Genomic DNA, 12012 nt, shown 5'->3' on the forward strand with positions numbered 1-12012 from the left:
ACCCATGGCAAGTTGCCTTTATCGCGGACTACACGCTTTCCAAGCGGACTGATGTCTACCTGACCACGGCATATTCAAAGAATGCGGGTCTGGGACTGGATTCCCCGATGATTGGCTTTGCTAACAGCCTTTCCCTTGGCAATAGCTACGCGCTTGCCAGCGGCCAAAGCAACATGCTCGGTGTCGCCGTAGGTATTCGCCACAAGTTCTGACGATAGTTCAACGGTATGTGACAAGGCCATATTTGCGCAGTGGCGCGGGCAGTCCCGCAGGGAAGCTCGCGTGCATCCAGCCCCACCCATGCTCTTTGTGCCGCTTCGGCGGCATTTTTTTTGGGTTCGGAGGTTCCTCGAAGTGCGCGATGGGGACCAGGGAAGAACCGGGCGAATAGCGATAGCCAGTGACAGCTCAGATCAAATCAGACGCCAAAGGCACGCATATCGCGATACCAACGGGAGCCACACCAGGATCATCGAGAGGACGGTTAGGCAGCGCAAGGGATGCGCTCCGATCAAAGACGGATGTCGCGTTACGCGAACACTTTCAGGCCCCTCAGCACGGCAGGCCTACGCGCAACCTCCCGATACCAGCGAGCAAGTTCTGGATGCTCGCTCCATTCGATGGCGTCGTGAAATGCGCGTGCAATGGTGAATGCCGCGATGTCGGCAACCGAAAACGACTCGCCTGCCATAAAAGCGGAAAATGCCAGGAACCGGCCGCCGTCAAGTAGTGCGGATACGGCGAGTTCGTTGATGGATTTCGCCTGGTCGGACGCTCCGATCTGTTGGAGCTTGAATGCCCCATGGCTCACCGCAATGACGTCGGTCAAAAAATAGAAGAACCGCTCGTACACCTTGGCCCGCGCGACTGGATCGGCCGGCAGCAGAGTGGTCGGAGAGGACTCTGCCGCGAACAAGATGATGGCGTTGGACTGCGCGAGGACAAACCCGGCGCCAGAGGCACGTTGGACAAGAACCGGAACCTTGCCGAAGGGGTTCAACGACCGTAGCTCCTGCCCCTGGTGCTCTCCAGTTGCCAAGTTGACGGGTCTTGCGGAATAGGCAATACCAGCCTCTTCCAGCGCGATGGCGGCACGGATGCAATTCCCGGTTTGGGCCCCGTACAACTCCAGTGCATTCTGCATATAGGCCCCTCTCTCCCTGCGATCATCACTAGATTGCCGCTCTGGAGTGTATATGAGATCCGGAACAAGGGCAGGGTCATCCATATGCCACCTCATGCCTGGCTGCGAATGCCATCAGGTTTCGATACGGTTCCGCGGCTTTCCCGTCGGCATCCCCGGCAAGTGGAACCGGCATTCCCATTCGTTTCCATTTTCGATGCCTGGCACGAGACGACAGGACCTTCATTCGCCCCCTCGATATCGATGAAATGTTCGTGGCGATCACGGTCCCGGCGCGCGCCATCGACTCAATCTGGCGTCTTCATGACAAACGCCGCCCCAGCGTTTCGGGCACCATCGCGAGTCCGATCAGCGAGACAACCCCGCAGCCAATGACATAGAGAGCCGGCGCGTTGGGGTTGCCCGTGACCTGCATCAGCATGGTCGAGAACAACTGCGCGAAGCCGCCGAACAGCGCGATCGCCACGTAATAGGTCACCGACATGCCGGTTGCGCGCAGCCGCTGCGGCAGCACCTCGCTGACCAGCACCATCGTGGCAGGAGACGTCATCGCCATCGGTACGGCCAGCAGCCCTACCACGATCAGCAGGCAGGTCAGGGATGGAATGCGGTTAAGGAGCGAGAAGGCCGGATAGATCATGACGAGCAGCGCCACCCGGGACCACCACACGACTTTCCGGCGCCCGACGCGATCGCAGAGCCAGCCGGACAGCGGTGCGAACACCGCCAGCACCAGGGAGGCGACGAAGCCTGCCCAGATGGCATCGCCGCGCGAGATGTGCAGCTGGAAGGTCGCGTAGTTGGCCAGGTAGAAGGCGATGACGTGGATCGAGGCCGCGAGGCCGATCATCAGCAGGACGCTCGCCACCAATTCGCGCCAATGCGCCCTCATCAGCTGGCGGCCGGCGCCCTTCTTCGACGCCTTCTTCGGCTCCGGCACCAGCGTCTCCTCCAGGCGGCGCCGGATGACCTGACCGATCGGAATCACCAGAATGCCAATCAGGAAGGCGACGCGCCACCCCCACGACTCAAGCGCGGAAGGCGGCAGCGCATTACTCAGCACCAGTGCGACCAAGGCAGCGAACACAGCGGCAACGCCCTGGCTGGATGCCTGCCAGCTAGTGTAGAAGCCGCGCGAGCGCTCATCCGCATACTCGAGCAGCATCGCGCTGGCGGAGCCCATCTCGCCGCCAATGGCGAAGCCCTGGATCAGGCGGGCGAGGATCATCAGCACGGGGGCAAGGACGCCGAGTTGGGCATAGGGCGGCGTCAGCACCAGAATCAGCGCGCTGAAGGCCATCAGCCACATCGAGAGCACCACTGCCGGCTTGCGGCCGACGCGGTCGGCATACGCACCGATCACCAGTCCGCCCAGTGGCCGCATCAGGTAACCGGCCCCGAACGTGCCGAAGGACAGCAGCAGCTGGCCGAGCGGATTGCCGACGGGAAAATACAGGGGAACGATCAGCAGGGCGAAGAAGTTGTAGACACCCGAGTCATACAATTCCAGGGCGCCGCCAATGGTAATGGCCGAAACGGCCGAAACCTTGGATAGCGGCTTGGGTGCCGTCGCGTTAGGCGTGGCGCATCGGGATGTGGCTCCCATCGCGGTTGGATCAGAGGGCATTGGTGTCTCCTGCCTTGCGGCGGTGGATCAGCGAGTACATGGCTCGCCGTCGGTAGTCGTTGCTGAGCGGATGGCAATCTCAGAGTCGAAGATTCAGTTGCCTGACCAGGCTTGCCCAACTCACCTGCTCCGCCCCGATCAGCGCGGAGAACTGCTCGGCCGTGCCGCCGGCGGGTTCAAAACCCTTGTTGGCGAGGCGCGCATGCACATCCGGCATATTCAGGGCTTTCACAATCTCGCCATTGAGCCGCGCCACGATGTTCTTCGGTGTCCCGGCTGGCGCGACCACGCCATACCATTCGGTTGAATCGACGCCCGGGAATCCCGCTTCCGCCATGGTCGGCACGTCCGGCAGCAGCGCCAGACGCCGTTTGCCGACCACCGCGAGTGCCTTGAGTTGCCCGGACTTGAGCAGTGGCTGGACCACCGGGAGGCCAGGGAACATCATCTGGATATGGCCGCCGATCATGTCCGTCAGCGCCGGCGGCGCACCCTTGTAAGGCACGTGCACGATATCGATGCCAGCCTGCTGCCTGAATGCTTCGCCGAGCAGGTGCAGCTGGGTTCCGGGCCCGGACGACGCGTAGCTGATCTGCCCCGGGCGGGCCTTGGCTTGCACGACCAGCTCCTTGACCGAGCTGGCCACGGCCGGGTTCACCACCAGCACATAGTTCAGCGTGACCAGCAAGCTCACCGGCGCGAAGCTCTTGACCGTGTCAAAAGGCAGGCCGCCATAGAGGCTCTGGTTGATGAGCATCGGGGTGGTCGCCACCAGCAGCGTATAGCCATCGGGCGCGGCCTTGGCGCCGGCCGCCGCGCCAATATTCCCGCCTGCCCCGGGCCGGTTGTCGACTATGACCTGCTGCCCGAGGCTGAGTGTCAGTTTCTCCGCAACAATCCGCGTGGCGACATCGACACTGCCTCCGGCCGGCCAGGGTACGATCATCCGGATCGGACGGCTGGGAAAGCCGTCCTGCGCCCAGGCCGGGGACAGGCTTGCCGCAAGCGTGATGACGCACAGAGCGCGCTGCGCGAGACGCCGTACGAATCTCATATGGATTCCCTGTATGTTGTTTCCATGAGGTAGCAACCCCGAAGGCAATGGCTCTGCGCTTCCGCACAGGTATCCGCTAATCCAGGCGCACCCCGGATTGCTTGACCACGATGGCCCACTTCTTCTGCTCGGCAGCGATAAACGTGCTGAACTGCTCGGGGGTGTTGCTGGCCGGTTCATAGCCTCTGCCGATCAACTGATCGCGGACACTTGGCATGTTCAGGGCTTTCCCGATCTCCGTGCTGAGACGAACCACGATCTCCTTCGGCGTCCCGGCAGGCGCCACCAGGCCATACCATTCGCTCGCCTCGATACCGGGAAACCCCGCTTCCGCCATGGTCGGCACATCCGGCAGCAAGGCCAGGCGCTGCTTGCTGGCGACCGCGATGGCTCTGAGCTGGCCGGATTTCATGAACGGCAACACCGCGGGAAGGCCGTGAAACATCATCTGGATATGGCCGCCTACCATGTCGGTCAGCGCCTGCGGCCCCCCCTTGTAAGGGGCGTGGATGACGTTGATGTGGGCGGCTTCCTTGAATGACTCTCCGATCAGGTGCTGTTGCGTCCCCGGCCCTGGCGATGCATAGCTCATCCGCCCCGGCTCCGACCTGGCGCGGGCCACCAGTTCCGTCACCGATTTCGCCACCGCCGGATTCACCACCAGCACATAGGGTGAACTGGCCAGCAGGCTGAGCGGTGCAAAATCCTTGCTCGTGTCGAAGGGCAGGTTGCTGTAGAGGCTCGGGTTGATCGTCATCGGCGCGCTTGCCACCAGCAGCGTATAGCCATCCGGCGCCGCCTTTGCGCCCATGCCCGCGCCGATATTGCCGGTGGCGCCGGGCCGGTTGTCCACCAGGACCTGCTGGCCAAGGCTGATGGAGAGCTTTTCCGCAACCGTACGGGTGACGGAGTCGACGCCGCCGCCAGCGGGCCACGGTACGATGATGCGAATCGGCTTGTTTGGGTACCCACCCTGCGCCCACGCGCCGGGGACGGTAGCAGCCAGTGCTATGGCGGACAGAAGCAGGCCTGCACGGCGCAGTACGAAGTTCATCACGGTCTCCAGTCTTTATAGTGTTTTGATGATGCTCTACACACAAATCTGCCTATGGGCACGCTGCCTTTAGCTCAGGCATTGGCCTTGCGCTTCGGCCCGGCTTCGCTCGGGGCGCCCTGCGCGTCATGCCACTGCGCCATCAGGCGCTCCCATCTGGCCCGCACAGCCACGAGATTGCGTGCCTTGACATGGCCATAGCCGCGGATGTCTTCCGGAAGGCGTGCGATTTCCAGTGCCAGATCGAGATTCTGTTGCGACAGCGTCGGCAGAAGCGCTTCGATGCTCTTGCGGTACTCGCCAATCAGTGCTCGCTCCACCTTGCGTTCCCCGGTGTAGCCGAAGGCGTCGAACGGGGTACCCCGCAGGCCTTTCATCTGGGCCATCACGCGGAACGCAGTGCGCATCCACGAACCAAATGGCCGCTTGACGAGTTCGCCCTTCTCGTTCTTCCTGGCCATCATCGGCGGTGCGAGATGGTGGACCAGCTTGAAGTCGCCTTCGAACATCGCGGCAACCTTCCCGATGAAGGCCGGGTCGGTATGCAGCCGCGCCACCTCGTACTCATCCTTGTAGGCCATCAGCTTGAACAGGTAGCGTGCGACCGCTTCGGTGACCTTGCTGCTGCCGAGGCGCGACTCCACCGCCTGCACCCTGGCGACAAAATCTTCATACTGCGCGGCATAGGCGCGGTTCTGGYAGCTGACGAGGAACTCGGCGCGCTTGTCGATGAAATCGCCGAGCGATGGCTTCCTGACGAACTGAACCACCTGGGCATCGGCGGATCGCACCGGCACCTTGGCCAGATCGTGCGCGCAGTGCCGGCCCCACTCAAAGGCCGCCTTGTTGTTGTCGACCTGCACGGCGTTGAGTTCGATCGCGCGCATCAGCGCTTCACGCGACAGCGGCACCCTGCCCTTCTGCCAGGCGTAGCCGAGCAGCATCAGGTTGGAGTAGATCGACTGGCCGAGCAATTGCGTCGCCACTTGCTCGGCATCGAAGATGCCGAAATGGCCTGCCTCGACGCCTTGCGCGATCGCCGCAATGGCCTGGTCGCTGTGAGACTGCCAGTCCGGATCGCGGACAAAGGCCGAAGTCGGCGTCACGTGGCTGTTGAGCACGACAAAGGTGCGGCCCTGCGACAGGGTCGCCAGCGTTGCCTTGCTGGCGCCGACCACCGTATCGGAGGCGATCACCAGGTCAGCCATGGCGACATCGACGCGCGTTGCGTGCAGGGCGTCGGGCCCGTCGGCAATCTGGATGTGGCTCCAGGTCGCGCCACCCATCTGCGCCATGCCGGTGGCATCCTGCGTGATCACGCTCTTGCCTTCCAGGTGGGCCGCCATGCCGAGTACCTGGCCGATGGTGACGATCCCCGTCCCGCCGACGCCCGCCACCACGATGCGCTGGGCCTTGGCGGCATCCGGCAGCTTCGGCTCGGGCAGTACCGGCATATCGGAGAGCTTCGCCTTGCGCGCCGCTTCCGGCTTCTTGAGCTTGCCGCCCTCCACCGTGACGAAACTCGGGCAGAAACCCTTGACGCAGGAAAAGTCCTTGTTGCAGGTGTTCTGGTTGATCTCCCGCTTGCGGCCGAACTCGGTTTCGAGCGGCTGTACCGCTACGCAGTTGCTCTCGACCGAACAATCCCCGCAGCCTTCGCAAACCAGCTCATTGATGATGACCCGCTTGTCCGGATCGACCATCGTGCCGCGCTTGCGTTCCCGCCGCTTCTTGGTGGCGCACGCCTGGTCGTAGATGATCACGGTGGCACCCTCGACCACCCGCAACTCGCGCTGCACGGCATCGAGCTCATCGCGGTGGCGTATGGTGACGCCCGGCGCCAGGTCCTTGACGACGGCATATTTCTGCGGCTCGTCGGTCACCACGACAATGCGCTTCGCTCCCTCCGACGCCAGTTCGCGCGTCATGCCCGGCACGTCCAGTTGCCCGTCGACCGGTTGCCCGCCCGTCATGGCAACGGCGCTGTTGTAGAGGATCTTGTAGGTGATATTGACGCCGGCATTGATCGATTGCCGCACCGCCAGCGATCCGGAGTGGTTGTACGTGCCGTCGCCAAGATTGGCGAACATGTGCGCGCGCTTGCTGAACGGCGCCTGCCCCATCCAGGGCACGCCCTCGCCGCCCATCTGCGTCCACGACGTGGTCGAACGGTCCATCCAGACCACCATGCCGTGGCATCCGATCCCGGCCATGGCGATCGATCCTTCCGGCACGCGCGTGCTGGTGTTATGCGGGCAACCGGGGCAGAACCACGGGAGACGGTCGGTGCCGCGGCTGTCGCCCTGGGGGAACTGGCGATCCTTGGCCTCGATTTGCGCCAGGCGCACGTCCATCCGCGCGGCGATATCCGGGGGCACGCCCAGCTTCTTCAACCGGCCCGCGATGGCCTTGGCGATCAGCGCGGGGGTCAGGTCGGCCTTGGCGCGCAGCAGCCAGTTTTCCGCCGGCTTGCGGTGACTCCATTCACCGCCGGCGCCTTCACCGTCGGCCGGTTCGTACTTGCCGATCACGGCAGGCCGCGCGTCGGCGCGATAGTGGTACAGCTCATCCTTCAACTGCTGCTCGATGATCGGGCGCTTCTCCTCGACCACGAGGATTTCGCGCAGGCCGTGCGCGAACTCGCGCACGCCCGCCGGCTCGAGCGGCCACACCACGCCCACCTTATGGAGCCGCACGCCGATGGCGCGGCACAAGGCATCGTCCAGGCCAAGGTCGGCCAGCGCCTGCCGGGTATCGCTGTAGGCCTTGCCGCTGGCAATGATGCCGAGACGGTCGTTCGGCCCTTCAATCACATTGCGGTTAAGCCGGTTGGCGCGGATATAGGCAAGCGCCGCCGGCCACTTGATCTCCATCATCCGCGCTTCCGCCGCCAGCGGATCGTCGGGCCAGCGGATATGCAAGCCGCCCTCCGGCCTGGCAAAGTCCTCGGGCAGCAGGATGCGCACCCGGTCGGCATCGGTCACCACCGATGCGCCCGCCTCCACCACCTCCTGCACGGTCTTCATGCCGGCCCACAAGCCACTGAAGCGGCTCATGGCGAAGGCATGCACGCCCAGGTCCAGAATGTCCTGCACGCTGGCGGGAAAGAACACCGGCAGCCCGCAAGCGATGAACGTATGGTCGCTCTGGTGCGCGAGCGTGCTGCTCTTGGACACATGGTCGTCCCCGGCCAGTGCGATCACACCACCCAGCGGCGCCGTGCCCGCCAGATTGGCGTGCTTGAGCGCGTCGCCGCTGCGGTCCACCCCCGGGCCCTTGCCGTACCAGATGCCAAAGACGCCGTCGTACTTCTTGCTCTCGGCATCGAACTCGAGTTGCTGCGAGCCCCACACCGCGGTTACGCCGAGTTCCTCGTTGACGCCGGGCTTGAAGACGACATGATTGTCCGCGAGGTGCTTCTTGGCCTGCCACAACGCCTGGTCATATCCGCCAAGCGGAGAGCCCCGGTAGCCGGAAATGAATGCGGCGGTATTGTGGCCGGCCAGGGTATCGCGCTTGCGCTGCAGCAGCGGCAGGCGCACCAGTGCCTGGACGCCGCTCATGAAAGCGCGCCCCGTGTCCAGTGCGTACTTGTCGTCGAGCGTGACGATTTCCATGGCCTTGCGTGAGGCGTCTGAGAGAGGAGCATTCATAGGACTGGTACTCGCCAATTATGTTGTGGGGAGGGCGGCCAGCGCCCGCCGGGCTCGCAAGGACCCGGTAAGTCTGGCGCTTCTGTGCTTATGCTGATGCTGATGTCGGAAACCGCACGCCGAGCCGTTCGCCAAGCGCGCCTAACTCCTGCGCGATCGCGGCGGGCAGCGCAATACCATGCTCGCGTGCCTCGCGCTCCAGGGCATCGCCACGATTGCCAGGCAGCCGCGCGTCGTCGCCGCCCGCGCAAAGGTAGGTGTCGGTCCACTGCTTCATATAGTCGCCAAAGGGCGCCTGCCCGGCGAAGGATTCCGGCTTTACCATCCACAGGAATCCGTCCTGCATGGCGGCGGCACGGCCATGCGGACTATTGCCCGGCGCCGGTGCGTGAGGCGCCGCGGTGGCCGCCAGGGCACCGGCGAGGCACTCCACCATCATGGCAATGCCGATGCCCTTGTGCCCGCCCATGGGCAGCAGTGACCCGCCCAGCGCGCGCTTTGCATCGGTGGTGGGCCGGCCGTCCGCATCCAGCGCCCACCCTTCCGGGATCGGCTTTCCCTCACGCGCCGCGAGCAGGATATGGCCGCGCGCGGCCACGCTGCACGCCACATCGAATACGATCGGCGCTTGCCCCGGCAGCGGGCAACCGAACGCAATCGGGTTGTGCCCGATCGCCGCGCGCGGGAATCCCTCCATCGCGAGCGCCGGCGGCGTGCGTTGCCCGATCATGGAGAAGGCTCCGGCCTCCGCCGCCAGCAGGGCGTGGATGCCGAGCGCCCCCAGATGGCCGCACGATTGCAGCACGATCAGTACGGAAGCGCTGGTCTCCAGGGCTTCCAGTCCCAGGCGCACCGCATAAGGACCGGCGATCTGCCCCATGGCGCCATCGGCCTGCAGCACGATGCCGCCGGGGAAGGATCGGTATGCCATCACCGGCCCGGGATTGAACTCGTTCGCCCGCAGCCGCTCCACATAAGACGCCAGGCGGGTCATGCCGTGCGTCTTGTAGCCCCGCAACTCGCTGCGTACCAGGATCGCGGCGGCTTCGGCCGCTTGCTCCGGCGGCACGCCGCAGCCTTCGAATACCCGGGTCGTCCATTGCTCCAGCGCCTGAACGTTCCAATGCGTGCTCATGAGGCCTTCTCCCGCACCACCATGAGGCGCTCTGAAAACGGGCCGGCATAGACCGTCTGGTAATACAGGGGGCGGTCACGCAGCGTATAGCCACGCAGTTCCATGACGAAGCCCGGCTGCCCGGCTTCGAGGCCAAGCTCGCGGGCCGCTACCGACGGGATTTCGTCGAATCGCACCCACTGGTCCACGCGCAGCGTCGGTAGCGCCAGGCGCTGCCCGAGCAGTTCCCGCAGATTCTTTTCGAGTTCGTCGCGTTCAACGCCGCCCAGTTGCGCGAATTCCTCCTCGCGCAGCCAGAACTCGCTGTACAGGTCGAAGCGCCCGCCCACATTGATGATGCGTTCAATGCGAACGAAGGCTTCGCCATCGAGAAACTCCGACCACGGCCCTTTGCGCTTGAGCCGCTTGACCGAGCGCGCATGGACGTAGGAAGGCAGCTCGTTTCCCTCGGCATCGCGAAAGCGCAGGTAGCGCACATCGGCAGGCGCGACCCTGGCGCCCGAGACGAAGGTGCCGCGGCCCTGCTCGCGGGTGATCAGTCCGGAGTTCGAAAGGCGCGCCAGCGCCTTCTGGATGGTGCCCACGCTGACGCCGTGCGCCGTGGCAAGCTCGCCCTCGGAAGGCAACCTGTCGCCCTCGCGCAGCGCGCCGGATTCAATGGAACGGATAATGGCGTCGGAGACGCTGATCAGCTTTGTCATGTTGACTCAGAGGCTAAGTGCAAATCGACTGATTGCGGTTTCCCTGATGTCGAGTATCTCGCTGCTGAGACGGGTGCCGGACGCCACATCCATGGCGTAGGCATACAGCCGATCGCCCACATCCGAGATCTTCTGTCCCTTCTCGAGGATCCCGCTTGCGTCGAAATCAATGTTATCGGCCATGGTTTCCAGCGTATTGACGTTGCCGCAAACCTTGACCGTCGGCGCGACCATGCTGCCGATCGGATTGCCGACCCCCGTACCAAAGAAGGTGAGCTGGCAACCGCCGGCGGCAAGTGCACTGAGATTTTCCACTGCCGCCGCCGGAGCGTCCATGAAATGCAGGCCTTTTTTTACCGGGGCCTCGCCGTAGCGCAGCACGCCGACCAGTGGGCTCGACCCGGCCTTGGCCATCGCGCCCAGCGCCTTCTCCTCAACCGTGGTCAGCCCGCCGCGCTTGTTGTCGGGCGAGGGCTGGGATTCGCGCATGTCGACGCCGCGCTCGATCGCGAGGTTCTCCATGCCGCGGACCGCCTTGACGAAGGCATCCCTCACCGAATCGTCGACGGCGCGTTCCGCGAAGAGGTGCTCCGCGCCGATGAACTCGGACGTCTCGGAAATAATGATGGTGCCGCCTGCTTCGATCACACGGTCGGCCAGACGGCCGATCGTCGGATTGCAGCTCAGGCCGGAGGTGGTATCCGAACCGCCGCACTCGACGCCCAGTACCAGGGCCGAAACCGGGCAGGGTTCGCGCCTGGCACGCGAGGCCGCAAGCGAGAGCTTCAAGGCCTTGCGGGTGCCGGCGGCAATGCAGTCGATCGTGCCATTCGGTTGCAGATGCACCGTTTCCACGGGTTTCCCCGTAGTCCGGATACGGCGCGCCACCTCCTCCGTCGACGAATCTTCAAGTCCCACCAGCAGGACTGCGGCGACATTGGGATTGCGTCCCAGTCCTGCCAGCGACTCATAAGCGAAATCCAGGTCCGCGCCGAACTGCCCACGCACGAACAAGGTGGTGACGGGAATGCAGCCGCTGACGGTTTGCGCGATGGTGCGCGTGACCGGGTTGCAGTTGTCCATCACGGAAATCACCGCTACCCAGTTGCGTACGCCAACTGCGTCGTTCTCGCGGCGGTAGCCAAGGAATGTCATTGCCATTTTCTTACCTCTTTTCCAGATCGCCGCGGGCGCGGGTCGACTCGATGTTGTGCACGTGCATGTGTTCACCAGCCTTCAGGTTCCGGCTGGCCCGCCCGATGACCTGGCCGTACTTCAGGACATTGGCGCTCTGCGGGGTATCCGCGATACAGACCTTATGGCCGAACGGCACATCCTGGAGCAGGGTCATCTGGCCCGATACCTCTCCTTGCAAGGTGCAGGGCTCGCCGGCACGGCCGGCATCGAGCAGCGTGGCGACGTTGTCCGCCTGGTTGAGTACGATGGCACGTGGCATTTTCTGGATTCCTATATAGGTGTTTGATGTACTGTAGTTAACGGAAAGCCAGCATGTCAAGGCTTACTGGGGGAATCCACTAGTCCAAAAGTCAAAGTCCTATATAGAAGTTCTTGACAGCAAGGCGCGCTGTGCCTATCTTCACAACAAGGGCGGCACAGCAGTGCCCGCCAATTCAGGAGACAAGG

The 12012-nt window shown here is 63.8% G+C and carries 9 protein-coding genes and 1 pseudogene; 1 reads left to right on the forward strand and 9 read right to left on the reverse strand.

Annotated features, from left to right (window positions below):
- Window positions 1–212 (forward strand): annotated as a pseudogene (locus AC1DT6_RS17695) (porin); the annotation flags it as partial.
- Window positions 213–529: 317 nt separating this feature from the next.
- Here AC1DT6_RS17695 and AC1DT6_RS17700 read toward each other — a convergent pair.
- From AC1DT6_RS17700 to AC1DT6_RS17740, 9 genes are all read right to left on the reverse strand, one after another.
- Window positions 530–1144, reverse strand: a complete 615-nt coding sequence (locus tag AC1DT6_RS17700) for a glutathione S-transferase family protein (protein WP_441626581.1) — start codon at window positions 1142–1144, stop codon at window positions 530–532.
- A gap of 301 nt (window positions 1145–1445) precedes the next feature.
- Entirely contained in the window at window positions 1446–2771 is a 1326-nt protein-coding gene (locus AC1DT6_RS17705) for an MFS transporter (protein WP_441626583.1), read from the reverse strand.
- Window positions 2772–2850: 79 nt separating this feature from the next.
- Complete coding sequence (locus AC1DT6_RS17710) at window positions 2851–3825, reverse strand: Bug family tripartite tricarboxylate transporter substrate binding protein (RefSeq protein WP_441626585.1); 975 nt, start codon at window positions 3823–3825, stop codon at window positions 2851–2853.
- 76 nt (window positions 3826–3901) lie between these two features.
- Window positions 3902–4879, reverse strand: a complete 978-nt coding sequence (locus AC1DT6_RS17715) for a tripartite tricarboxylate transporter substrate binding protein (protein WP_045243085.1) — start codon at window positions 4877–4879, stop codon at window positions 3902–3904.
- Between the two features lie 74 nt (window positions 4880–4953).
- Window positions 4954–8532, reverse strand: a complete 3579-nt coding sequence (locus tag AC1DT6_RS17720; RefSeq protein WP_477114793.1) for an indolepyruvate ferredoxin oxidoreductase family protein — start codon at window positions 8530–8532, stop codon at window positions 4954–4956.
- An 88-nt stretch (window positions 8533–8620) separates the two neighbouring features.
- Window positions 8621–9667: an Ldh family oxidoreductase gene (locus tag AC1DT6_RS17725; protein WP_441626589.1), complete on the reverse strand. Its 1047-nt coding sequence runs from the start codon at window positions 9665–9667 to the stop codon at window positions 8621–8623.
- Window positions 9664–10368 carry a GntR family transcriptional regulator gene (locus tag AC1DT6_RS17730; RefSeq protein WP_441626591.1) on the reverse strand — a complete coding sequence of 235 codons (705 nt, stop codon included), beginning with the start codon at window positions 10366–10368 and terminating at the stop codon, window positions 9664–9666. The genes AC1DT6_RS17725 and AC1DT6_RS17730 overlap by 4 nt, the downstream gene beginning before the upstream one ends.
- Before the next feature lie 6 nt (window positions 10369–10374).
- Window positions 10375–11529 (reverse strand): UxaA family hydrolase, encoded by a 1155-nt coding sequence (locus AC1DT6_RS17735; RefSeq protein ID WP_441626593.1) that lies wholly within the window; start codon window positions 11527–11529, stop codon window positions 10375–10377.
- A 4-nt stretch (window positions 11530–11533) separates the two neighbouring features.
- Window positions 11534–11824, reverse strand: a complete 291-nt coding sequence (locus tag AC1DT6_RS17740) for a UxaA family hydrolase (RefSeq protein ID WP_441626595.1) — start codon at window positions 11822–11824, stop codon at window positions 11534–11536.
- Between the last annotated feature and the right edge of the window lie 188 nt (window positions 11825–12012).

It is taken from the genome of Cupriavidus sp. 01L45 (genome assembly GCF_056399885.1).

Bases quoted from the DNA above. Each gene is read 5' to 3' on its own strand.
- AC1DT6_RS17710 (WP_441626585.1), bottom strand. From the start codon at position 3,825: ATGAGATTCGTACGGCGTCTCGCGCAGCGCGCTCTGTGCGTCATCACG.
- AC1DT6_RS17700 (WP_441626581.1), bottom strand. From the start codon at position 1,144: ATGCAGAATGCACTGGAGTTGTACGGGGCCCAAACCGGGAATTGCATC.
- AC1DT6_RS17735 (WP_441626593.1), bottom strand. From the start codon at position 11,529: ATGGCAATGACATTCCTTGGCTACCGCCGCGAGAACGACGCAGTTGGC.
- AC1DT6_RS17705 (WP_441626583.1), bottom strand. From the start codon at position 2,771: ATGCCCTCTGATCCAACCGCGATGGGAGCCACATCCCGATGCGCCACG.
- AC1DT6_RS17730 (WP_441626591.1), bottom strand. From the start codon at position 10,368: ATGACAAAGCTGATCAGCGTCTCCGACGCCATTATCCGTTCCATTGAA.
- AC1DT6_RS17740 (WP_441626595.1), bottom strand. From the start codon at position 11,824: ATGCCACGTGCCATCGTACTCAACCAGGCGGACAACGTCGCCACGCTG.
- AC1DT6_RS17725 (WP_441626589.1), bottom strand. From the start codon at position 9,667: ATGAGCACGCATTGGAACGTTCAGGCGCTGGAGCAATGGACGACCCGG.
- AC1DT6_RS17715 (WP_045243085.1), bottom strand. From the start codon at position 4,879: ATGAACTTCGTACTGCGCCGTGCAGGCCTGCTTCTGTCCGCCATAGCA.